This window comes from Aggregatibacter aphrophilus ATCC 33389 (genome assembly GCF_900636915.1).
Classification (GTDB): domain Bacteria; phylum Pseudomonadota; class Gammaproteobacteria; order Enterobacterales; family Pasteurellaceae; genus Aggregatibacter; species Aggregatibacter aphrophilus.
Genome location: NZ_LR134327.1, coordinates 1,137,080 through 1,160,111, shown reverse-complemented (window position 1 = coordinate 1,160,111; position 23,032 = coordinate 1,137,080). Strand labels below are relative to the sequence as shown.

25 protein-coding genes and 1 pseudogene are annotated in these 23,032 nt (G+C 41.9%); 9 read left to right on the top strand and 17 right to left on the bottom strand.

Annotated elements, in window-relative coordinates:
* Window positions 1-3: 3 nt before the first annotated feature.
* A complete protein-coding gene (locus EL144_RS05620; RefSeq protein ID WP_005704473.1) occupies window positions 4-1,770 on the bottom strand; it encodes a KAP family P-loop NTPase fold protein in 1,767 nt (588 codons plus the stop codon).
* Between the two features lie 505 nt (window positions 1,771-2,275).
* Between EL144_RS05620 and EL144_RS05610 the strand changes: the two genes are divergently transcribed.
* Both EL144_RS05610 and ygiD read left to right on the top strand, forming a co-directional pair.
* Entirely contained in the window at window positions 2,276-2,428 is a 153-nt protein-coding gene (locus EL144_RS05610; RefSeq protein WP_005704475.1) for a hypothetical protein, read from the top strand.
* Window positions 2,429-3,024: 596 nt separating this feature from the next.
* The gene (gene ygiD / locus EL144_RS05605; protein WP_032995305.1) at window positions 3,025-3,810 is read left to right on the top strand and encodes a 4,5-DOPA-extradiol-dioxygenase; all 786 of its coding nucleotides are present in this window, start codon (window positions 3,025-3,027) and stop codon (window positions 3,808-3,810) included.
* Between the two features lie 278 nt (window positions 3,811-4,088).
* On the opposite strand, the gene EL144_RS05600 is transcribed toward ygiD, so the two are convergent.
* The 9 genes from EL144_RS05600 to EL144_RS05560 all read right to left on the bottom strand — a co-directional run bounded on the left by EL144_RS05600 (window position 4,089) and on the right by EL144_RS05560 (window position 11,169).
* Window positions 4,089-4,457 (bottom strand): rhodanese-like domain-containing protein, encoded by a 369-nt coding sequence (locus EL144_RS05600; protein WP_005704478.1) that lies wholly within the window; start codon window positions 4,455-4,457, stop codon window positions 4,089-4,091.
* Between the two features lie 305 nt (window positions 4,458-4,762).
* The gene (locus EL144_RS05595; protein WP_050332891.1) at window positions 4,763-5,617 is read right to left on the bottom strand and encodes a Dam family site-specific DNA-(adenine-N6)-methyltransferase; all 855 of its coding nucleotides are present in this window, start codon (window positions 5,615-5,617) and stop codon (window positions 4,763-4,765) included.
* 5 nt (window positions 5,618-5,622) lie between these two features.
* Window positions 5,623-6,711, bottom strand: a complete 1,089-nt coding sequence (gene aroB, locus EL144_RS05590; protein ID WP_005704480.1) for a 3-dehydroquinate synthase — start codon at window positions 6,709-6,711, stop codon at window positions 5,623-5,625.
* A gap of 21 nt (window positions 6,712-6,732) precedes the next feature.
* Window positions 6,733-7,260 (bottom strand): shikimate kinase AroK, encoded by a 528-nt coding sequence (gene aroK, locus EL144_RS05585; protein ID WP_005704481.1) that lies wholly within the window; start codon window positions 7,258-7,260, stop codon window positions 6,733-6,735.
* A 214-nt stretch (window positions 7,261-7,474) separates the two neighbouring features.
* A complete protein-coding gene (locus tag EL144_RS05580; RefSeq protein ID WP_032995306.1) occupies window positions 7,475-8,899 on the bottom strand; it encodes a type IV pilus secretin PilQ in 1,425 nt (474 codons plus the stop codon).
* Window positions 8,900-8,908: 9 nt separating this feature from the next.
* Window positions 8,909-9,304 (bottom strand): hypothetical protein, encoded by a 396-nt coding sequence (locus EL144_RS05575; RefSeq protein WP_032995307.1) that lies wholly within the window; start codon window positions 9,302-9,304, stop codon window positions 8,909-8,911.
* The gene (locus EL144_RS05570; protein WP_005704484.1) at window positions 9,304-9,837 is read right to left on the bottom strand and encodes a competence protein; all 534 of its coding nucleotides are present in this window, start codon (window positions 9,835-9,837) and stop codon (window positions 9,304-9,306) included. Before EL144_RS05570 ends, EL144_RS05575 begins: the two co-directional genes overlap by 1 nt.
* Window positions 9,834-10,352 carry a PilN domain-containing protein gene (locus EL144_RS05565; RefSeq protein WP_032995314.1) on the bottom strand — a complete coding sequence of 173 codons (519 nt, stop codon included), beginning with the start codon at window positions 10,350-10,352 and terminating at the stop codon, window positions 9,834-9,836. The genes EL144_RS05570 and EL144_RS05565 overlap by 4 nt, the downstream gene beginning before the upstream one ends.
* Before the next feature lie 13 nt (window positions 10,353-10,365).
* Window positions 10,366-11,169, bottom strand: coding sequence for a type IV pilus biogenesis protein PilM (locus EL144_RS05560; protein ID WP_005701812.1), 804 nt, complete (start codon window positions 11,167-11,169; stop codon window positions 10,366-10,368).
* A 126-nt stretch (window positions 11,170-11,295) separates the two neighbouring features.
* Between EL144_RS05560 and EL144_RS05555 the strand changes: the two genes are divergently transcribed.
* The 3 genes from EL144_RS05555 to gorA all read left to right on the top strand — a co-directional run bounded on the left by EL144_RS05555 (window position 11,296) and on the right by gorA (window position 16,288).
* Window positions 11,296-13,857 carry a penicillin-binding protein 1A gene (locus tag EL144_RS05555; protein ID WP_050332893.1) on the top strand — a complete coding sequence of 854 codons (2,562 nt, stop codon included), beginning with the start codon at window positions 11,296-11,298 and terminating at the stop codon, window positions 13,855-13,857.
* Between the two features lie 107 nt (window positions 13,858-13,964).
* On the top strand, window positions 13,965-14,810 hold the full coding sequence (locus EL144_RS05550) for a 23S rRNA (adenine(2030)-N(6))-methyltransferase RlmJ (protein WP_005704490.1): 846 nt from the start codon (window positions 13,965-13,967) through the stop codon (window positions 14,808-14,810).
* Window positions 14,811-14,917: 107 nt separating this feature from the next.
* The gene (gene gorA, locus EL144_RS05545; RefSeq protein WP_005704492.1) at window positions 14,918-16,288 is read left to right on the top strand and encodes a glutathione-disulfide reductase; all 1,371 of its coding nucleotides are present in this window, start codon (window positions 14,918-14,920) and stop codon (window positions 16,286-16,288) included.
* Between the two features lie 120 nt (window positions 16,289-16,408).
* Here gorA and crp read toward each other — a convergent pair whose 3' ends face one another.
* The 5 genes and pseudogenes from crp to coaBC all read right to left on the bottom strand — a co-directional run bounded on the left by crp (window position 16,409) and on the right by coaBC (window position 19,635).
* Complete coding sequence (crp, locus tag EL144_RS05540; protein WP_005701806.1) at window positions 16,409-17,053, bottom strand: cAMP-activated global transcriptional regulator CRP; 645 nt, start codon at window positions 17,051-17,053, stop codon at window positions 16,409-16,411.
* 37 nt (window positions 17,054-17,090) lie between these two features.
* Window positions 17,091-17,309 carry a YheU family protein gene (locus EL144_RS05535; RefSeq protein WP_005701805.1) on the bottom strand — a complete coding sequence of 73 codons (219 nt, stop codon included), beginning with the start codon at window positions 17,307-17,309 and terminating at the stop codon, window positions 17,091-17,093.
* Between the two features lie 23 nt (window positions 17,310-17,332).
* Window positions 17,333-17,917 (bottom strand): annotated as a pseudogene (gene slmA, locus EL144_RS05530) (nucleoid occlusion factor SlmA); the annotation flags it as partial.
* A gap of 14 nt (window positions 17,918-17,931) precedes the next feature.
* On the bottom strand, window positions 17,932-18,387 hold the full coding sequence (gene dut, locus EL144_RS05525; RefSeq protein WP_005701802.1) for a dUTP diphosphatase: 456 nt from the start codon (window positions 18,385-18,387) through the stop codon (window positions 17,932-17,934).
* A gap of 48 nt (window positions 18,388-18,435) precedes the next feature.
* Complete coding sequence (gene coaBC, locus EL144_RS05520) at window positions 18,436-19,635, bottom strand: bifunctional phosphopantothenoylcysteine decarboxylase/phosphopantothenate--cysteine ligase CoaBC (protein ID WP_005704496.1); 1,200 nt, start codon at window positions 19,633-19,635, stop codon at window positions 18,436-18,438.
* A 177-nt stretch (window positions 19,636-19,812) separates the two neighbouring features.
* Here coaBC and radC point away from each other — a divergent pair, with 177 nt between their 5' ends.
* From radC to mutM, 4 genes are all read left to right on the top strand, one after another.
* Window positions 19,813-20,472, top strand: coding sequence for a RadC family protein (gene radC, locus EL144_RS05510; RefSeq protein WP_005704497.1), 660 nt, complete (start codon window positions 19,813-19,815; stop codon window positions 20,470-20,472).
* Between the two features lie 210 nt (window positions 20,473-20,682).
* Window positions 20,683-20,919 carry a 50S ribosomal protein L28 gene (gene rpmB / locus EL144_RS05505; RefSeq protein WP_005542826.1) on the top strand — a complete coding sequence of 79 codons (237 nt, stop codon included), beginning with the start codon at window positions 20,683-20,685 and terminating at the stop codon, window positions 20,917-20,919.
* An 11-nt stretch (window positions 20,920-20,930) separates the two neighbouring features.
* Complete coding sequence (rpmG, locus tag EL144_RS05500) at window positions 20,931-21,101, top strand: 50S ribosomal protein L33 (protein WP_005704498.1); 171 nt, start codon at window positions 20,931-20,933, stop codon at window positions 21,099-21,101.
* Between the two features lie 69 nt (window positions 21,102-21,170).
* Entirely contained in the window at window positions 21,171-21,986 is an 816-nt protein-coding gene (gene mutM / locus EL144_RS05495; RefSeq protein ID WP_005701798.1) for a DNA-formamidopyrimidine glycosylase, read from the top strand.
* Here the strand turns inward: mutM and EL144_RS05490 are convergent.
* Together EL144_RS05490 and EL144_RS11555 are read right to left on the bottom strand one after the other, a co-directional pair.
* Window positions 21,983-22,669 carry a glycosyltransferase family 9 protein gene (locus EL144_RS05490; RefSeq protein ID WP_050332896.1) on the bottom strand — a complete coding sequence of 229 codons (687 nt, stop codon included), beginning with the start codon at window positions 22,667-22,669 and terminating at the stop codon, window positions 21,983-21,985. The two genes, mutM and EL144_RS05490, sit on opposite strands and share 4 nt — an antisense overlap.
* Window positions 22,602-23,030 (bottom strand): glycosyltransferase family protein, encoded by a 429-nt coding sequence (locus tag EL144_RS11555; protein WP_005704500.1) that lies wholly within the window; start codon window positions 23,028-23,030, stop codon window positions 22,602-22,604. Before EL144_RS11555 ends, EL144_RS05490 begins: the two co-directional genes overlap by 68 nt.
* Between the last annotated feature and the right edge of the window lie 2 nt (window positions 23,031-23,032).

Below are 23,032 nucleotides of genomic sequence, written 5' to 3'. Positions count from 1 at the left end.
TGTTTACTCCTGATACCAAGTTTCGTTTTTTAATCTTGTATTAAACCACGGATAATTAAAACCTTTATTTTTCAATTCAATAATAAAACGATTTAAAATTTTTGCACCGCCTTCTGAAAACTTAGCTAATAAACAAGCCCCCATAAAACCATTTGGACTTTTAGCCCAGTTATCCACTTTTCTTAATTGTTCCACTAACGCGTCCATAACAGAGATTTGTTCATCCATTGTTAGTTGTTGAATGGCATCTTTGGTACCTTGTGAGCCTGTTCTTGATGTGGTTGTAAGTAAAATGTTTAAAGCATCTTGGGCTTTTTGAGAAAGTTGAGCGGTATAAGTATTTAGCGGTATGGTTTCTCTGGATAAATAGATCGCCGCGCGCAAATCAACATTGGATAATTTTGGCTCTAATTTTGCCCATTCTTTGATAAATGTTTGAATGGGCTTATTTTCAGAGAGTTTTGATAAATTTTGCTCATTGTTATTTTCCAGCTCTTTTAATAATTCAGGTTTACCCTCTTCTTCATTAATACGCTGATAAAAATTTGTTACCACATCAGAATCCACACATCGCTCAAAAATCACCAATTTGGTAATAATCGCTTCCTCTAACGGTATTTGACGCTTGTTTGCGATTTTGGCACGCATTTTAATAGTATTTAAAATACGTTTTACAATTCTAGGATTACCGTGAATATTAGGTGAATTTGCTAATAGAGGAGCTATTCTGTTTGCGCGTTCAAAATCTGACAATAGAGCTTGATTATGTCGCTCTTCAATAGTTTTGGCCACTTCTTCTGGATTTAAAGATTGACTTTTCCAAGATTGTTGCAAATGAGTTTCTAAAAATTGGCGTAAGCTTGCTAATTTTTTGGTTGGTATTTTTTGATGAATGGCGTACAGCATATATAAATATGCACGAATTTCAAGCACACCTGCTTTGGGTACACGAATAGGAATCTGAATGAGCTTGTCCAAATAATCAATTTGATGACGATACGACAAATCTTTGTAATGTTCGGCAACTGAATGGCGAATCATTTCCTCGTCAGCCGCGATAATAAAAGCTGTACGATTTAAGAATAAGAATAAACGAATTGCCTCTAATGTTTGAATAGCATTAGCAGGTAGACAACGGTCAAGGTTATCAATCACAATAACCAACTTTTTACCTAAATCCCGTAATATCTCACCATATTCTTTTCTAAACTCATCGATTTGTTGTGGTGGAGTTTGCTGTTTTAGGGGTTTTATAAGTTTTTTTCCTGAATCAACAATTTCTTTTCCTATTTCTACAACTTGCTTACTTTCTATTTCATCTTGAATTCCATCCAAGGCATTTTGAGCCGTTCCAAATATTTTGGAAACCAAACCAAAAGTAGGAAAACCTGCAGCTAAAGCAGCCCCCTCCGCAAGAAAACCAGCCAAACGTAGACCATTAATTCTGACTAATAAATTTTGGGATTTTTTCAAGATGGTTTCTTCATCTTTGGCAGCTTGAATTAAATGGTTTGCAATAGTTTCCAAAAGAGCTGTTCTGGCATCATCAAATCCCTGATAGAGCCAAGCATCAAATTTAATTATAATCCACTCATCAGGCTTGATTTGTTGCTCAATCAAATTTAACAAAGAGGACTTACCTGCTCCCCAGTTACCAAAAATACCTATTGAAACTGGTAGCATAGCCTCAGATTCCAATATTTCAGTAACAATTTGGGATACCTCACCAAAATTGAGATAGTCTTCTTTAGATTCAGTATCTGACCACATTAAATTACCCTCATTTATAAAATATAATTTTTTACATTCTACACATTTTTAACAAACATTTTTAATGTTTTTTATAATGATAAAGTATGTAGGAAGTTAGAGTAAAAAACACTGTTTGCTATGTACTGCGCCCAAATTTTGAGCTTGTAAAGTGCCTGGCAAATTCAGATTCGGAAGGTGACAAATGATTTTAATATTTGCCTGTTTAAGTTTAGGGTAAGTTTACTCGTCCAACAAATTACCCAGCGCTACAGGCACTTGCTTTTCAATCAACAAATCCATCATCAGTGGAATGAGCAAAAATCATAAGACAAGATAAATGGAACCCCAAGAGTCTCATCTTTCAAGGCTTTGACTTTACGAATGTCGGTGCGCATACGCTTGAAGTAGATTTGTAATGAATTGTTGTTGCCTAAACAGCCGTTGTTTAACCTTGGTAAGGAATGTAAGGGAAAAGGCTGGATTGAGTTTAGCGAAAGTGCGGTGGGTGAATGGGAAAAAAATTATGCATTTAACCGCCGAGGGTAAAGAGAAAGCCAAACCTGTTTGGCTAGTGACACAGTTGTTTGAGGATAAAACCTTTGCAAAATTTGGCGAGAAAATGGCCGCTCACCTGTTTACCTTGTTGGCGGAGTTTTGCACGGTTTGCCGTAAATAAATTGATAAAATGGATATGATGGTGTGATGTCTCTAGAAAACCTTGAAACCACCTTTGAACCAATAATGTTTCGTTCGCTCAACCCCCTTGCCTTGCAACATAAAAAAACAGCTGTTCGTCATATTTGGCTTGGAAACAGAGTAAAATCAAAAAGGGTCTGATGTTATGTCAGACCCTTTGTTTTTTGTGGTATAACGTCGGTGTATTTTTAGCGCAAAAGTGCGGTCATTTTCTATGTGTTTTTCCAACTTAAATATCGTAAGTTTTGACCGCACTTTTTTATTGTAATAAGAAAATAGGGCATTTTAGGACGCAAGTACGCAATCACCGGATACTACGATATTTCCAACGTAAGAGGGTTTTGTAAGGTGTTTGATCATTGATTAATCCTTAGGAAAATTGGCATAAGCGTGGACGCTTGCGCCATCGGAGGTCGTCTGAAACTTACTTTCAGACGACCTCTTTTTTAATTTTGTAGTAAATCCAAAGACTATTTCATTGTTTCCTATTTGGAAAATATGTTGTTCATGAAGTGAGATTTATTGCTGAATAATTTATCCGTACAATCCGCCTCATTAGATATTGAGGAGAAAATGATGAAAAAAATGCCTGTATTGTTTGTTGGGCATGGTAGCCCGATGAATGTGTTGGATAAGGAAAATCCTTTCAACCAAAATCTTAGCCTGATTACACAAAAATTTGCCAAGCCAAAAGCGATTTTGATGATTTCGGCGCATTGGTACAGCAGCCGTTTGCAGGTGACATCGGGCGAATATCCAGAAATGATTTACGATTTCTACGGATTTCCTGAAGAACTCAGCCAAGTGCAATATCCGGCACCCGGTTCGCCTGAGTTGGCGGAACAAGTGCGGTCATTATTACAGCCGGAAAATGTCGAACTGAATCCGATGCGTGGTTTTGATCATGGTGCATGGGCAGTGTTGAAGTTTCTGTATCCTGATGCCGATATCCCTGTGGTGCAACTTAGTCTTAACCGTTTACAACCGGCAGAGTGGCATTTCAATTTAGTGAAAAAGTTATCTACTTTACGCGAACAAGGCGTGTTAATTATCGGCAGCGGCAACATTGTGCATAATTTAAGAGCGATAAGCTGGGAACATATAGATCAAATCGGTGCGGGCTATGATTGGGCGTATGCATTCCGTGATCAAATTAATCACGCAATGACCACGCAAAATGACGATGAATTGGTGCATTATGAGCAATTTGGCGAAAATGCGGCACTTTCTGTACCAACGCCTGATCATTATTTGCCGCTCTTGTATGTGATGGCACTGCGCGAGCATGATGAAAAGGTGGAATTTTTCAATGATAATTTGATTGCAGGTTCATTGAGTATGACTTCACTTTTAGTGGGATAAAAAGTCAAAATCACAGTGATTCAAAAATGCTTTCGAATCTGACCGCACTTTATTGTTCAAAAGGCCTAGGAATTTGATATAAAAGGCTATCTGACTTTTTCATGGCTATGGTGTACAGTTTTGGGGATTATAGTCTTCCGCATCGCTATGAAAATATTGTGTTTACCCGGTATGTAGCGGTTTATTGAAAGAAAGTATATATGAAAAATCCCCTAAATATTCCGATTGGAGATTTAGGGGATTTTACAAAAGTCTAGAGTTTTTAGATTAGGTAATGTTTATTTCAACCCTTTTTTGAGCAAGTCTTCATAACCGCCATGGTTGGTGACATTAGTGTAGCCCGCTTTTTTCAGCTCGGTCAGAGCAACTTCTGCACGGCGACCGCTACGGCAATAAAGGTTGATCGGAGCATCTTTGTCTGGGCTAACCGCTTTGATTCGTTCAACAATTTGGTCGTGCGGAATATTGATTGAATCTTGTAAATGGCCATCGTTAAATTCTTCGGCAGAACGTACATCAATCCAAATACCTTTTGCTTTTTGCGCTTGAACCGCACTTTGTTCAGCCTTAGGCGTAGAGTCCGCAGAAGCAACCAAGGGCGCCGTAATAGCAACAGCGGAAAGGACAGTAGTTAATAATTTTTTCATTATTTAATTTCCTATTAGATAGTAATGAGTTTAAGGGTTGTATTCGATTGGCGGTTATATTACTCATAAACATGAAGATAATAAACTGTAAATTAAGCAAAAAGTGAGAAATCCTGATGGCGCGCCTTTCCTAACCCTAAAACATCAATTTCGTTTAATTTAGATTGTCACTATTTTTATGAATAACTTCAGTTTGTTTATTTTTTAGCCAGATACAAGCACGCGTTAGGAAGCGCGCACTATCTGGGAGAGTAGTTAAATAAGACCAGTGTATTTTTAACGTAAAAGTGCGGTCGATTTTCGGATTATTTTTTTGTTTTAAACAACGCAATTAATTCTCTCACCTTAATTCGCTTATGCGGCGATTGGCTGATAGAGCGTTGTACTTTTAGGCGACGGATTTTGGCACCTTGGTAGATTTCGCGGGTGAAAGGGGTGTCGTGGTTGGAGATCAGCACTTGAATGTTGCGCTGTTCCGTGGTGTGTTTGGCAAGCGTGGCAAGTTCCTGTTGGTGATTGATGGAAAATAGCTTGCCGGAATAATTGGTAAAGTTGCTGTCTTGTGAGAGTGGGGCGTAGGGTGGGTCGCAGTAGATGACGGAATTTTCATCCGCCATTTGAAAGGTTTGTTGAAAATCGGCGCAAATAAAGACCGCACTTTGCGCTTTAGCGGCAAAGAAACGTAATTCTTCTTCCGGAAAATAATGGGTTTTGTAATCACCGAAAGGCACGTTAAATTCGTTTTTAGAGTTGTAGCGACATAAGCCGTTAAAGCCGAAACGGTTTAAATACAGAAACAAGACGGAACGTTGGAAAATATTCGTGCTTTGATTAAATTCATCCCGTTTGGCGTAGTAGTAGTTTTCCGTGTTGGCTTCAGGGTGAAAAAAAATCGGCTTGGCTGCCAAAATATAGGCATCAACGTCTTGTTTTACGATGTTAAACAAATTGATTAAATCGGGGTTGATATCCGCCAGAATATAACGTTTGAAATTGCTGTTGAGAAATACCGCTCCGGCTCCCACAAAAGGTTCTACCAAGCATTGTTTTCTTTTGGGAAATAATCGGTTGATCTCATCGGTGAGCCGAAATTTTCCCCCCGCCCATTTTAGGAAAGGGCGGCTTTTAGTTTTTACAACGGGTTTAGCGGGTTCAGGCATGTTGATTAGTCAAATTGGGAACAACAATGAATGGCGTCAACCACAAGATCTTGGTCTATTTCGGTGGCAACGTAGGCCTGTCCAAGGGCTTTTAGTAAGACGAAACGAAGTTTGCCGTTCAATACTTTTTTATCACGCATCATAAGCGGTAAATAATCCTGTGCGGTCATGCCATCCGGTGAAACGGTAGGTAAATTGGCGCGCGCTAAGAGCTTTTCTAAACGTGCCACATCAGCCGACGTTAAATCACCTAATTTTTCCGATAACACTGCGGCCATCATGCAACCTGCCGCCACCGCTTCACCGTGTAACCAGTTTCCATAACCTAGGTGGGTTTCAATGGCATGGCCGAAAGTGTGGCCAAGATTTAGTAAGGCGCGATCGCCTTTTTCCGTTTCATCTCGGGCGACAATATCGGCTTTTAGTTGGCAACAACGGGCAATACATTGTTTTAAGGCTGTTTGGTCTAAAGCTACCAGTTCATCAATGTGTTGTTCCAGCCAGTCAAAGAACGGTAAATCTAAGATTGCGCCGTATTTAATCACTTCCGCCAACCCGGCATTGACTTCCCGTTTCGGCAATGTGTTTAGGGTTAGCGTATCCACGATGACGGCCGTTGGTTGATAAAACGCACCGATCATATTTTTGCCGAGTTCATGGTTTACGGCAGTTTTGCCACCGACGGAGGAATCCACTTGTGCCAATAAGGTAGTCGGGATTTGAATGAAGCGCACACCGCGTTGATAGCTTGCCGCCGCAAATCCGGCCACGTCTCCGATTACGCCGCCGCCTAGGGCGACAATAGTGGTATCGCGGCCGTGATTCGCTTTTAAAAGTGCGGTGAAAATGAGGTTTAAAGAGTCGAGAGTTTTGTATTGCTCGCCATCGGGTAAGAGAACATGTTCAACGATACAACCGATTTTTTCTAATGTTTCGGTGACGGTGGTTAAATAGTAGTGTGCAACGGTAGGATTGCTGACGATCATTACCTTATTGCCTTGTTTTAGCGGATAACAATCGGTGTTTGTTAATAAACCGGCACCGATATAAATCGGGTAGCGACGTTCTTTCAATTCAACATTTACACACAGCATTTGATAGGCCTTTTACGTTATTTAACCGTTGTAGTTATCAATAAGATCGATGATTTGAGTTGCCATCACTTTAGCGCTTTGTTCATCTGTCGGGAGAGTAATGTCGGCTACTTCTTCATAGAGCGGATTGCGGACTTTCGCCAAGTCTTCCAACACCTGGCGCGGGTCTTCAACATCTTGCAATAATGGGCGTTTTTTGTCCCGTTGAGTGCGTTGATATTGTTTTTCTACCGTGGTTTCCAAATACACGACAATGCCACGTGCGGAGAGGTGATTGCGGCTTTCCTTAGATAAAATCGCGCCACCGCCGGTGGACAGAACGATGCCTTGACGCAGGGTTAATTCGTTGATGATGCGTTCTTCTCTTTTCCGGAAACCGGCTTCACCTTCAACATCGAAAATCCAGCCGATATCTGCGCCGGCGCGTTCTTCAATTTCGGCGTCGGTATCAACGAAATCCATGCTTAATAATTGTGCTAACTGGCGACCTATAGTGCTTTTTCCTGCACCCATTGGTCCCACCAAAAAAATATTACGTTTTTCTGCCATTGTTATCGTCTTAAACTTATATGGTCGGAAAGAATGTGATCTTTTATAAAATAAGAAACGACCGCAAATAATACAATGTGGCCGCATGAGAGTTTTTTTTGAATAGAGTTGAAAAGATCACCCCAAAATTGCCGAGATTATCTCAATAAACGCCCCTCTTTTTCAACCTAAACAGGATATTTATTTCGCCTATTAATAGGAAATGCCAAATTAACTACGATTTTGTTGGATTTTTATGCGTGTTTTGTGTGGGGAGCATTTTAGTTTGCTGTGTTATGCCTTGCTTTTGTTTAAAGGATTCTAAGGTTTCTCCTTGACGTAAAATATGCGGTGTGACAAAAATCACCAATTCCCGTTTTTGATGACGTTCGCTTTCTTTGCTAAACAAGTGTTTTACGCCCGGAATGTCTCCCAACAAGGGCACTTTGTCCACGTTTTTAGTGATGGTATCGTGAAATACGCCACCTAACACGATGGTTTCTCCGTCTTTAGCAAAGACTTGGGTGTTGATTTCCTGTTTATCAATGGAGACGACTTCGCCCAAACCATGTGCTACTCGGCTACCGGGCGCATTTTGACTGACCACTAAATCCAACAGAATTTGTTTATCTTGTGAAATATGCGGTGTTACTTCCAAGCCTAATACAGCCTCACGAAATTCCACGCTTTGTGAGCCGCTTTTTTCATTCACCAAAATATACGGCAATTCCGTCCCTTGCTTGATGCTGGCGGCTTTTTTATTGGTTGTGAGCAATCGCGGGCTGGCAATAATTTCTACATTGTTTTCCCGTTCAAGTGCGGTCAATTCTAAGTCCAAAAGTCGTCCGTTTATTTTCGCCACCTGTAGTGCGACGGAGCCGGCGGGGGTGGTGGCTGTAGGGAAGTTGACGTTTAATTGATTGGTGATATTGTCAAAGCCGTTACCCGCCAAACTTCCGCCGATACGATGCGCATTTTCGGTGGGGTTAAAAATGCCCCAGCGTACGCCTAATTCTTTTAGACTTTCGCCGTTCATGGTGACAATTCTGGCTTCAATGGCGATTTGTTCAATGGGCTTATCTAATTCTTTAATCAGTTTTTTCAGGTTAGCGATGGATTTCGGTTCGTCTTGAATTAATAACAAGTTACTGCGATCGTCAAAAGTGAGGCTACCGTTTGGGGAAAGTAACGAACCGCTACCGCCGGTGAGCGATTTCATCACTTCCGAGGCTTTGGCAAAATGCAATTTAATGGTGGCGGTGGTGAGTCGCGTCGGTTCTTCCGTCATCACGGCAGGAAGGATAAAGGGTTCGTCCATTTTGGTGGCAAATTTAGCGGAAGTATCGGGTTTGCTTAAATAATAAATCCCATTTTCCTGCCACAAATCCAACTGCTTAATTTTAGCAACGGAGCGAAACAGCTGATCCAAATCGACGTTTTCCAGTTGGAGCGAAACCGTGCCTTGCAATTCATCATCAATAATCAAATTGACATTTTGCGCCAACGCCAATTGTTGCAAAGTGGGTACCAAGGGCGCTTGTTTCAGCCGAATGGAAAATACCTGATTTTGTTCTGCATGAACGGAAAGGCTCATGGCAAAACTCAAAAAACAACTGAAAAACAGACCGCACTTTACGCGGTAGGGCAGAGGTAATTTCATAAGGATTCCTTAAAATTTAAGCTGAAATGGGGTGGTCGCTTTGCAATGGGGATCATTGTCCCAACGTAAAAAATCGATGTGTTGTTTGCCGATGTTTTCAATTTGAATGTGTTCTGATGAGATGATATCGCCCGCTTTGGCTAGGCTGACTTGATTTTCGGAAAATAACATGAGCTGCCAATCGGTTTTGTGTTGTAGCACGCCGATGACTTGAATTTGTGCAAATGCGGTTTGCGGAAAAATCGTTGAATGTGTGGGGTGACACGTTTGGCTTGGCGCACGGTCTTGTTTTTCCACAGATGTTTGGGGGATAGCCTGACGGCGGGCTTTATCAAAGGGATCATTGGCGATGCCCGAATGACTTAATATCAGTCCCATCAGTAACCATAAAATTCGTCTTAACATTAGTTTTCCTTGGTATTTAATTGCAATAAAAGTTCGCTGGAAATGGTGTTGCCGTTGTTTTGTCCGCTGAGTTTTTGAATTTGCCATTCCACCAATTCCAGTTCGTCGTTAGCGTTTAAAAGTGCGGTCAAAAATTGGCGTAAATCGTTAAAATGTCCTTCTAGGTGCAGTGCCAACAAGGGTTTTTGGCGAAAGTCCCATTGGCTATGTTCAATATGTAATTGTTGGGCAAGTTGTTGTATTTGTTGGTTTATGGGGGGGAGTTTGCCCGCCAATTGCGGCGTGAGTAACTGCTTAGCCGCTTTTTCTTTCAGCGCCGCTAAGATTTTTTGTTGATGACTTAACGTTGCCTGCTGCGTTTGCTGTTGTGTCATCAGATGTTCTAATTGTGAGCGCTGTTGCCAATAATGTTGCGCGGGAAGATAAAGCAACAATGCACCTAGAGCGCATAGCAACGCCATTTGCTGTCGGGGCGAAAGTTGGTACCAATGGTTCAACGCATTGGCTACTGCGGTTTTATCAATTAATTTCATGGCTGTGCCTGCAATGTGAGATCAAACTGAAACCGCATTTCTTGTTGTTGCGGTTTAAATTCTGTGAGTTTCACCTCTCGAAACAAGGCTTGGTCACTGAGAAAGCGGTTAAGCCGGGAAAATTCCTCTTGGTTGACGCTGTGACCGGTAAGCGTTAAATGCTGTTCCGAGAGGGATAATGCAGATAATTCACCTTGTGTGAGTGGTAACTCAGCTAATTGATTTAACAGTGAAAAAACGATTTCCTTAGCTATGGGCTGAGATTCCTTGTCGCTGTTTTGATGATCTCTTGCCTGCTGAATGTGTTGCTGTGTAAGTTGTAGCTCACGTTGCAACGCACGGTGTTCAAGTTGCAATTTTTCCGCTTGTTCTGCGTACTGTTCGGCGACATGGTGTAGCGTTAACCACCCACCGGTGCAAATTACTGCACCTACGGCAAGTATTGTGAATAACGCCTGAGTTTGTCGGCGGCGTTGTTGAACCCGCCACGGCAGTAAATTAATGTCTTTTTTCATTCGTAAGTCCGCACTAAGAAAACGAACGAAAAAGTTCATCATCTTCTTTATGTATTTCTTGTTGCCACAAGGCATTGCCGAGCGCAATTAACGGCAAATGGGTTTCCACCGGGCGCCAATGTTTTGGGACCACAGAATCATTTCGGACCATTTGATAATAGAAAATCTGTTCCGGCTGTTCGTCATAACGTTGGCAATATTGCGCTAAAAGTGCGGTCAAATTTTTGTCCGTTTGGAACAGGGTTTGGGTTTGTTGCAATTTATGTTGCACCGCCAATGCACCTAGTGCGTCCTGATATAACAGCACGGCGTTTGCCGGGAACGGCTTGCCCAGCACATATTCCGTTGCACGCAATATCGCCTTGGCGGTGTTGTCCAACACGTCAATTTGTAAAGGCGCAAATTGATGTAAATAATCTTTCGCGATTTGTTGTCTAATGGCAAAAATCTCTAGCCGAAAACCTTGTTTTAACGGCGTGGCAGCGTAGTCATACCAAATTTCATTAATGGGAATCGGTAGTTCGTTGGTTAAGGTGAAATGACATTGTTGTTCACATTCCGCCGGCGTGAGATTATGCGGCAGAATTAACGTTTTCTGCCAAATTTGGTGTGGCATGATAGATGTTATGTATTTATACGATGCACTTCTGCGTAAATAATTTGAGTGACGATTTAAGGCGCTGGGTAAATCCAGCAGATCTATGTCGTCGAGATGTAAACATTGTGCTTGGTTTTGCTTGTCGAACCACACGAGATCCACATTTTGGTTGTGATACCACAAGCCTATTTGAATAGAAGGTGTATGTTTTATGAACATAATTTTTATCCTAATTTACAATATTTCCGAGTTTTCGCTTTTGATTTGATTGAGTAATCTTTATACTTATGAACTAACTCTATTTTTAATTCCCTTAATTACCTTAAAATAAGTGAGAAATTTTCGATGCGGATCGCAAAATTAATATTAAGTACCCTATTAACTTTATTCATTTTGGGTTGCATTGCCGTGGGGGTAGTGTATATCCAACTCAAATCTGACTTGCCTGATGTAGAGAGTTTGAAAACTGTAGAATTGCAACAGCCAATGCAAATTTATACGTCAGATGGCAAATTAATTGGCGAAGTGGGAGAACAACGTCGCATTCCGGTGAAACTGGAAAATATTCCTGAAAAATTGATTCAAGCCGTGTTGGCAACGGAAGATAGCCGTTTTTATGAACACCATGGTCTCGACCCGATTGGGATTATCCGTGCATTGATGGTCACGATTAATAAAGGTGGCGCGTCCCAAGGGGCGAGTACTATTACTCAACAATTGGCGCGTAACTTCTTTTTAACGCCGGAAAAAACGTTGATTCGTAAGGCGAAAGAAGCCATTTTAGCGATTGAAATTGAAAACGCGTTAAACAAACAAGAAATTTTAGAGTTGTATTTAAATAAAATTTATCTTGGCTACCGTTCTTACGGCGTGGCCGCAGCGGCAAAAACCTATTTTGGCAAAGAATTAAACCAATTGACCTTATCTGAGATAGCCGTCATTGCCGGCTTGCCAAAAGCGCCTTCCACGATGAACCCGCTATTCTCACCAAAACGAGCGCTAGAGCGTCGTAATATCGTATTAGCCCGTATGTTGGATCAGAAACACATTACCAAAGAAGAATATGATGCGGCGCTTAAAGAGCCTATCGTCGCCAGCTATCATGGTGCACAAATGGATTTTCGTGCGGATTATGTGACAGAAATGGTGCGTCAGGAAATGGTGAAACGCTTTGGTGAAGAAAATGCGTATACCAAAGGCTATAAAGTATATACCACAGTGCTTTCTAAAGATCAGGAAACTGCGCAAAAAGCGGTGCGTGACAATTTAATCGCTTACGATATGCGCCATGGTTATCGTGGTGGTGCGCCATTATGGAAAAAAGATGAAACCCCTTGGGATAATGAAACTATTATTGGTTTTTTGAAAAAATTACCGAATTCCGAACCTTTTATTCCGGCGGGTGCTGTAGCGGTGAGTAAAAGTGGTGCTGAGTTATTATTAGCCTCCGGCGAAAAAATGACATTGCCAAGTAGCGCTATGCGCTGGACGGGGCAAGCCAATCCGGTAAAAGTAGGTGACCAAATTTGGATTCGTAAAAATGATAAAGATGAATGGGTTTTAGGGCAGATTCCTCAAGCCAACTCCGCTTTGGTGTCGTTAAACAGTGACAATGGTGCTATTGAAGCGATTGTCGGTGGTTTTAGTTTTGAACAAAGTAAATTTAATCGAGCCACCCAATCTTTGGTACAAGTAGGTTCTTCCATTAAACCGTTTATTTATGCAGCGGCCTTAGAAAAAGGCTTAACCCTATCTAGCGTACTGCAAGATACACCGATTGTATTGAAAAAACCGGGGCAAAAAGAATGGCGCCCGAAAAACTCACCTGATCGTTATGATGGTCCGTTACGTTTACGCGTGGGATTAGGTCAATCAAAAAATATGATTGCGATTCGTTCCATGCAAATGGCCGGAGTAGACTTCGTGGCGGATTTCTTGCAACGTTTCGGCTTCAAACGGGATCAATATTTCGCCAGTGAGGCTTTGGCGCTTGGCGCTGCTTCTTTCACACCGCTTGAAATGGCGCGTGGCTATGCGGTGTTTGATAACGGCGGTTATTTAATCGATCCTTATATTATCAATAAGATCTTAGATAATGCCGGTAAAGAAATTTTTGTGGCGAACCCGAAACTGGCTTGCCCGAGTTGTGATAACGTTCCGGTAATTTACGGTGAAACGGAAAAATTAGACGGCTTTAAAAATACCGATTTGACGCCGGCTGATGAGTTTGCCAAAACCGATGATTCTACCAATGGTGAGGAAACTGACCAAGGTGAGAGCGTGCCGGATATTCCAGAATTACAGCCGCGAGTGGATGCTGTAAAAGAAGATAATCTGAATCTTATGGCTGACGCGAAAACCAATTCTTCCGAAACTCAATATGCGCCTCGCGTGATTAGTGGTGAGTTGGCGTTCTTGATTCGCAGCGCACTAAACACGGCCATTTATGGTGAACAAGGCCTTGGCTGGAAAGGAACCAGTTGGCGTATGGCAAATGAGATCAAACGTAAAGATATCGGTGGTAAAACCGGTACAACCAATAACTCCAAGGTGGCGTGGTATGCCGGTTTTGGCGCGAATTTAACCACTGCCGTTTATATTGGTTTCGATGATAATAAATTCAGTTTAGGCCGTGGCGAAGCCGGTGCAAAAAGTGCGATGCCAGCGTGGATTAGCTACATGAAAACCATCTTAAAAGATATGCCTGAACGTGAATTACCAACCCCGACGAATATCGTTGAGAAACATATTGACTTGCGTTCCGGTCTATTGGCCAACGGTGGACGGGTGGAATACTTTATCAAGGGCACCGAACCGACCCGTGCTTATGTAGAAGAACGCGGCTATTATGTGCCAAGCGAGTTATTGGACGGTTCAACAGGCGGACAACCAGAAGAATTATTCTAGTCCGATTCATTACCACTAGGCCCGGCAAGCGTCGGGCTTAGTCTTTTTCCGCTAAAAGTGCGGTGCTTTTTACCAACGTTTTTTTAAGACTGTTATAAGTAGGATTTATGCTAAGTTATCGTCATAGTTTTCATGCCGGCAACCATGCGGATGTATTGAAACATATCGTGTTAATGCTGATTATTGAAAGTTTACAACAAAAAGAAAAAGGCTTTTATTATTTGGATACGCACGCCGGTGCGGGGCTTTATCGCCTATTTAGTCAAGAGGCGGAGAAGACTGCCGAATATGCGGAAGGCATTGGGCGTTTATGGCAGCGCGATGATTTGCCGACAGAAGTTGACCGTTATGTTAAGCTGATTCGAAAGCTTAATTATGGTGGGAAAGAATTGCGCTATTATGCAGGCTCACCGTTATTGGCCGCCAATTTGTTGCGCCCACAGGATCGAGCGTTGATGATGGAATTGCATCCAAGCGATTTTCCTTTGTTACGCAATAATTTCAAAGCGTTTGAGAATGTCACTGTGAAAATTGGCGATGGTTTTCAGCAAGTCAAAGCCACATTGCCACCGAAAGAGCGTCGTGGCTTGGTGCTGATTGATCCGCCTTATGAATTGAAAGAAGACTATGATTTGGTCGTGAAGGCCATTGAAGAAGGCTATAAGCGATTTGCTACGGGCGTTTATGCCATTTGGTATCCGGTGGTGCTACGACAACAAACTAAACGAATGATTAAGGGTTTGGAAGCCACTGGTATTCGTAAGATTTTGCAAATTGAACTGGCGGTGCGTCCTGATTCTGATCAACGTGGCATGACAGCGAGTGGCATGATTGTGATTAACCCGCCGTGGACGTTGGAAAAACAAATGAAATCCATTTTGCCTTATTTATCCACCGTACTTGCCCCCCAAGGTACGGACAGTTGGTCGGTGAATTGGATTACTCCGGAATAATTCCGTTGATTGAGATAATACCGATTAAACCGATTTATTTATTCAGTTTGCGTGAAAAACGCGGTTTATTAGAGAATAAGCCGCATTTTGTTGATTAAGGACAGACTATGACAAAACATTATGACTATATTGCCATCGGTGGTGGCAGCGGCGGTATCGCTTCCGTTAACCGTGCCGCAAGTTATGGCAAAAAATGTGCCATTATTGAAGCAAAACATTTAGGTGGAACCTGTGTCAACGTGGGCTGCGTACCGAAAAAAGTGATGTTTTATGGCGCGCAAATTGCTGAAGCTATCAATCATTATGCGCCGGATTATGGCTTTGATGTGGATGTGAAAGAATTTGATTTCGCTAAGTTGGTGGAAAGCCGACAAGCCTATATTTCCCGCATTCATACTTCATACGATAACGTGTTGGCAAAAAATAACGTAGATGTGATTCGTGGTTTTGCCAAATTTGTCAATAAAAATACCCTTGAAGTGACTTTCGCTGATGGCACCACCGAACAGGTAACGGCAGATCATATCTTGATTGCTACAGGTGGACGTCCAAGTATTCCAGCGGTCAAAGGCGCGAAATACGGTATTGATTCTAACGGCGTTTTTGCTTTAACCGAACTTCCAAAACGTGCAGCTGTTGTCGGCGCAGGTTATATTGCCGTCGAGTTGGCCGGCGTCTTGAACAGCCTCGGTGTGGAAACCCATTTATTTGTGCGTAAACATGCGCCGTTGCGTAATTTTGATCCAATGATGGCAGAAACTTTGATTGAATCCATGCAACAAGAAGGCATTACATTACACACCCATGCAATTCCAAAAGAGGTAGTGAAAAATACGGATGGCTCGGTGACGCTTAATTTAGAGGATGGTCGTGCGCAAAGGGTAGATTGCCTGATTTGGGCTATTGGACGTGAGCCGGCTACCGATAAAATTAATTTACAAGCGGTTGGTGTAGAAACCAATGAGCGCGGTTTCATTAAAGTGGATAAATACCAAAACACCAATGTGCCGGGCATTTACGCTGTAGGCGATATTATTGAAGGCGGTATTGAACTCACACCGGTGGCGGTCGCAGCAGGACGTCGTTTATCCGAACGCCTGTTTAACAATAAACCGAACGAACATTTGGATTATCGTTTGGTGCCATCCGTGGTATTCAGCCACCCGCCAATCGGCACCGTCGGATTAACCGAACCGCAAGCCATTGCGCAATATGGCGCGGAAAACGTGAAAGTGTATAAATCTTCCTTTACCTCCATGTACACTGCGGTTACTCAACATCGTCAGGCTTGCCGCATGAAATTGGTATGTGTTGGCAAAGAGGAAAAAATCGTAGGCTTACATGGTATCGGTTTTGGCGTAGACGAAATGATCCAAGGTTTTGCTGTTGCTATTAAAATGGGCGCGACAAAAGCCGATTTCGACAACACCGTTGCCATCCACCCGACCGGTTCGGAAGAATTCGTCACAATGCGTTAATTGATGCTTATTAAATAAAAAAGGTCTGAATTTTCAGACCTTTTTTGTATTCTTAGATTGGTATTTTTAGTACAAACTTCAGTGAGTTAACTAAAGTGCGGTCATTTCTAACCACGTTTTTTAACGGGTGCCGTAAACGACAATAGTCTTGCCGTGAGCGGATATAAGATGTTGATCTTCCAACATTTTTAAAATTCGGCCAACGGTTTCGCGTGAGCAGCCTACCATTTGGCCAATTTCCTGACGGGTGATTTTAATTTGCATCCCATCCGGGTGTGTCATGGCTTCCGGCATTTTGGCTAAGTTTAATAAGGTTTGCGCAATGCGACCGGTGACATCTAAGAATGCCAAATTGCTCACTTGGCGCGAGGTGTTTTGTAAGCGTCTGGCAAGTTGCGCAGTTAAATACATTAAAATTTCAGGGTTAGCCTGAATGAGTTGGCGGAATTTGCGATACGAGATTTCAGCCACTTCACAGGCGCTTTTGGCTTTGATCCATGCAGAACGAAGCTGACCTTCTTCAAATAAGCCTGCTTCACCAAAGAAATCCCCTTGGCCTAAATAAGTGAGAATCATCTCTTTTCCATCTTCGTCTTTCACCATAACGGAGACGGAGCCTTGGATTAAATAATAAAGTGTTTCGGCTTTTTCGCCGGCGTTGATTAATGTGCTTTTAGATGGATATTTATGAATATGGCAATGTGATAAAAACCAGTCCAACGTTGGATCTGTGGGTTGTGTAGCTTGTGCGTTTTGTTCCTGCACGTGAAACCTCCATCTAAATAGGGAAAAACTAAAAAGCTTATTTGAAAAAGTCCGTTTTGTCTTTTATATCAATAGATTTGTGTAGTTCCGACCAAACAATCACCGCGCTTCCTTGGCGGATTCTGTTTAGTAATGCTTTCTTTTTTTGTTCGAAAGTCTGTTCATGTAAACCGTAATCAGTTCCCTCGCGCAAGATAACACTTTCCACAATATTGATTAAAGTTTGTTCTTCCAGTTCTTGCCAAGGAATAATCACGCCATCTTACCTAAATAAATAAATTATGCAAATAAGCTTTCAATAAGCTGCCATTGTTGATTAAAACCTTGATTTGGTGAGTGTCGGAAATTTGAACGTACATAACGCATAAATTGCCCTTCGCATAAGGTCACCAAGTGGGCTGCGATGATGCGTTCGTCAATGTCAAAACCACGCCCCTCACGCAATTTTCGCATTTGCAGAATATTCACGAATTGCAATTCCAAACGGTCGAAAAATTTTGCCACGCGTACCTGCAGTTGCGCATCTTCAAACATTAAGGCGTGGCCGGTTAATACGCGGGTTAAGCCGGGGTTTTTACGGGCAAAATCCAAGATCATTTGCAGAATATCTTTCACCCGTTGTATGGTGTTGGTTTCGTTTTTCATGGATTGTGAAATACGATTAAGCAGGGTGCTTTCAATGTTGTCGATTAAGGCTTCAAAGATCTTAGTTTTGCTCGGGTAATAACGGTACAGTGCTGCTTCTGACACACCCACTTCCGCGGCCAGCCGTGCAGTGGTCATGCGCTCCATACCGCGTTCGGAATGCAACATATGCGTGAGTACCGTCAACACTTGTTGGCGACGTTCTTTGATGCTGCGTTTGTTTGCCTGTTCCATTAGTGTTTACCTGAATGGCCAAAACCACCCTCGCCACGGTCGGTGGCGTTAAACTCGCTAACGATATTGAATTCTGCTTGCACCACTGGCACAAAAACCAGTTGAGCAATGCGATCACCCACTTCAATTTTGAACGGTTCGGTACCACGATTCCACACAGAAACCATGAGCGGACCTTGATAATCGGAGTCGATTAATCCCACCAAATTGCCCAACACAATACCGTGTTTATGCCCTAAACCGGAACGTGGCAAAATTACAGCCGCTAAATTCGGATCGGCAATATAAATGGAAAGCCCCGTTGGAATTAATTGAGTTTCACCCGGTTGAATTTCAATACCTTTATCAAGTAATGCGCGTAAATCCAAACCTGCAGAGCCTTCGGTGGCATAAGTTGGAAGCGGAAATTCTGTGCCGATACGGTTATCTAAAATTTTTACGTCAATTTTTTTCATGTGTCATGTTTTCCTTTAAAGAAATCTGTCATTTTTTTGCTGCACTTTTTATTGGCGATAACGCGCAACAATTTCACTCACCAACGCATCCGCTAATGTGTTTTTTTCTGCAAGCGGTAAGGTCTTCTCACCATTTTGCCAAAAGAGTTGCAACGCATTGTGATCCTGCCCGAACACTTGCCCGCCGGAGACATCATTGGCGCAAATCATATCTAAATTTTTGCGTTTAAGTTTGTCCTTGGCGTAATCGGCAACATTCTGTGTTTCGGCGGCGAAACCAACGGTGAATGGGCGATTTTCCGTTAAATGACCGACATCGGAAATAATGTCGGGATTTTTAATGAGTGTTAACGTCATTTCCTCGCCGGATTTTTTGATTTTTTGCTCGGCGACTTCCGCTACACGGTAATCTGCCACGGCCGCGCAGCCAATAAAAATATGATTTTTAACCGCACTTTCTAAGGCAGTTTGCCACATTTCTTGCGTGGAAGTGACATCAACGCGGTTGACATTGTTAGGTGTGGCAAGGTTTACCGGGCCGGCAATCAAGGTGACATTTGCCCCGCGTTTTACGAAGGCATCCGCAATGGCAACGCCCATTTTGCCGGAACTGTGATTGGAGATGTAGCGCACCGGGTCAATGGCTTCGCGGGTCGGACCTGCCGTGATAGCGACATTCAGGCCGACTAAATCTTGTTGAGTAGAAAAATGGTGGCAAAGTGCGGTGAAAATTTCCGATGGTTCGGACATTCGTCCGGCGCCCACATCGCCACACGCCTGTTCGCCGCTATTCGGCCCGATGGTTTGAATACCTCGGGATAAAAGTGCGGTCAGATTTTGCTGCGTTATGGTTTGGCGATACATTTGTTGGTTCATCGCCGGTGCCAGCAAAATCGGCGCGTTGGTGGCAAGGCAAATCGTAGAAAGTAAATCGTTCGCCATGCCGACAGTTAAACGGGCAATAAAATCGGCACTTGCAGGAGCAATAAGTACCGCATCCGCCCATTTCGCCAATTCAATATGCCCCATCGCGAGTTCGGCTTGCGGATCTAACAGGGATTGCGCCACGGCATTGCCGGAAATGGCTTGCAAGGTGAGCGGTGTGACAAATTCCGCTGCGGCAGGGGTGAGAACCACTCTGACTTGCGCCTGGGCTTTGCGTAATAAACGGATTAATTCGATTGTTTTATAAGCGGCAATACCACCTGTAATGCCTACTACAATACGCTTATTTTCTAGGTTAAACATAATGAAATCCCATGATTTGACCAAGTCGGAGATGAACCGGGCTATTTTACTTGAATTATTATTTAATAAAAAATCTTATTTTGCGATCCGTCTTCCAACTTTAGCGTGTTATTTCACTATGACGTTTAACATTATGAATTAATTGTCAATCCATAGGTTATGAGACGAAATAAAAAGATGAATGAACCATTAATGCCAAGAGAAAAATTGTTACAATACGGCGCGGCGGCGTTAAGCGATGAGGAGCTATTGGCCATTTTTTTACGTACGGGCATTAAGGATTGCCCCGTCATGCAATTGTCCCACAATGTGTTGCAACATTTTGGCTCTTTACGTGGCTTAATTACGGCAAGTCAAAAGCAATTTTGTGCCGTAAAAGGCATTGGTGTTACCCAGTTTATTCAGTTACAGGCTTGTACCGAAATGACTAGGCGTTATTTGCTGGCGGAATTAAAGGAAGAACATTGTTTCACTTCAAGTGATGCGGTGAAAATGTATTTGCAAACCGAGCTGGAGGGTTTGGAACGAGAAGTCTTTTTAGTGTTGTTTTTGGATACGCAACATCGTTTAATCAAGCAGGAAAACCTTTTCCTTGGCACCATCAATCAGGCCATGGTGTATCCGCGGGAGATCATTAAAGAAGCCTTAGCCTGCAATGCAGCGGCGCTTATTTTGGCGCATAATCATCCTTCAGGTGTGGCTGAACCGAGCTTTTCCGATCGAAATATTACACAAAAAATCAAGCAGGCGGCTGAGTTAATGGAGATTCGGGTATTGGATCATTTTGTGATTGGTCGCGGCTGTTATTTTTCCTTTGCGGAACAAAATCTTCTCTAAAACCGACCGCACTTTTGGATAAATTTTGGATTTAATACAAGCAAATTCAGTATTTAGGCTTGAGAATACAAGATAAAGTGAGTATAATGCACGACCTTTAATATAGTATGCGGGTCGGGTTATGCGACCTGACGAGGTCATTCAAAAAGTTTATTTTTGAAGTATTCCGAACCGTAAGCTCGAGCTTATATTTCATTATTGGAGATTAATATGTCTAGAGTCTGTCAAGTAACAGGCAAGCGTCCGGCAGTGGGTAACAACCGCTCACACGCAATGAATGCGACTCGTCGTCGTTTTCTTCCTAACCTTCACACTCACCGTTTCTGGGTTGAGAGTGAGAACCGTTTTGTAACATTACGCTTAACCGCAAAAGGTATGCGTATTATCGATAAAAAAGGCATTGATGCAGTTTTAGCTGAAATCCGTGCTCGTGGCGAGAAAATCTAAGGAGCTAACAAATGGCAGCAAAAGGTGCTCGTGAGAAAATCCGTTTAGTTTCTACCGCAGAAACAGGTCATTTCTACACAACAACAAAAAACAAACGTAATATGCCTGAAAAAATGGAAATCAAAAAATTTGATCCGATTGTGCGTAAACACGTTGTTTACAAAGAAGCAAAAATCAAATAATTTTGCACGAATTGAAAAGCCCGACATTGCTCGGGTTTTTTTGTATCCTGAAAATACTGGAGGAAGATAATGCCCGAACTACCCGAAGTTGAAACCGCTCTACGTGGTGTGAGTCCTTATTTAAAAGATTATATTATTGAAAAAATTGTGGTACGTCAGCCAAAACTTCGTTGGGCGGTGTCGCCTGAATTAACGGAATTTCATCATGTAAAAATTTTAGATCTCACTCGTCGCGCCAAATACCTCATCATTCATAGCGAACAAGGTTATATCATCGGCCACTTAGGGATGTCGGGGACTGTGAGAATCGTACCGCATGACAGCCCTATTGATAAACACGATCATTTAGATATTGTAATGAACAACGGCAAATTACTACGCTATAACGATCCGCGTCGTTTTGGTGCTTGGTTGTGGACGAAGAAATTGGACGAATTCCATTTATTTCTAAAGCTCGGTCCTGAGCCATTATCTGATGAATTTAACGCAGACTATCTTTTCAAAAAATCACGCAAAAAAATGACCGCACTTAAAACCTTTTTAATGGATAATGCCGTGGTGGTTGGTGTTGGCAATATTTACGCCAATGAAAGTTTATTTTTATGTAGCCTGCATCCTATGAAGCTTGTTGCCAATCTGACGCGCAATCAATGTGAACGCTTGGTAGATACCATCAAATCCGTGTTAGCTAAAGCCATAGAACAAGGTGGAACCACACTAAAAGATTTTCTACAACCTGATGGCAGACCGGGTTACTTTGCTCAAGAATTGTTGGTTTACGGTAATAAAGACAAACCTTGTCCAAGGTGCGGTACAAAAATTGAAAGTTTAATCATCGGACAACGAAATAGCTTTTATTGCCCGATGTGTCAGAAGAAAAGTTAGGGGATATTATTTTCCATATTTTGGAATAAGCCATTTACCCATTCTGCTGCTTTATCCATGGGAAAATCACAGGTGTGATTATTTGAATTACTTTCTGTGTTGCTTAGAATGGCTTTGTAAGGAATATGGCTATTTCCTCGTGGTTGCCAACGGAAAAAATTCTGCATATTTCGTGCATAGAACGCTAACACTTTTTTCTGTAACGCTGTTGCAATATGAATGCTTCCTCCATCAACTCCGATAATTAAATCTGCGGATGACGCGAGTTGAATATATTCTTGAATTGATGTCTTAGGTGATAGCTTAATTTTAATCTTATCTGAACAATAGGATATTAATTCTTCAAAATAAATATTACGATCCACTGTATTTGTTAATACAAAAATAGCTCGTTCTAATAGATCCGGAGCCAGTTGATTAAGGATCTCAGCAAGTTCTTTTGCCGGAATTTGTCTAGTACTTCCCTGTGGGGCCAGTAAAATTCGGGGTTTATCTCCCCCCCACAGAACATCAAATCTTATGCTTTCTTTGTTTTCTAATACATATTCCGCTTTCTTGGGATCTAAGTAATCGGAAAGAATTGTATTGTTTAAATAATCAGAAATGTGCGTTGTATCATTTTGCGTAGTTTTTAACTGTTTCTGTATTATAGTGTTTTTTGTCTTTTTTATTGAAGATAACAATATATTTAGGTGACAGTAACTTCTCTAAAATAACAGATTTAGTTGTATATGTTGGCTGAAAATCTAAATATAAATCCCATTTATTACATTGAGTAATATAAGTAGAGGGTTTATCTTCAAGCAATTTATCCACTAAACCGGAATAAGCAAAAATATCTCTATTTCTCTCTGTTACAATGGCACCAATCACCAGATCTGGATTTGCTGATTTTAGTTGATTTAAATGAGCAGTATGTGCAACAGCGCAGCCTATAGTATCACCAATCGGTTTTAGCAAAACCGATTTGATTACTGTTAAATCAATTTTTGCTTCTTTTCGTTTTCCTGCTAATTTAGCAATGAATTTTCTTGTTATTAACATGA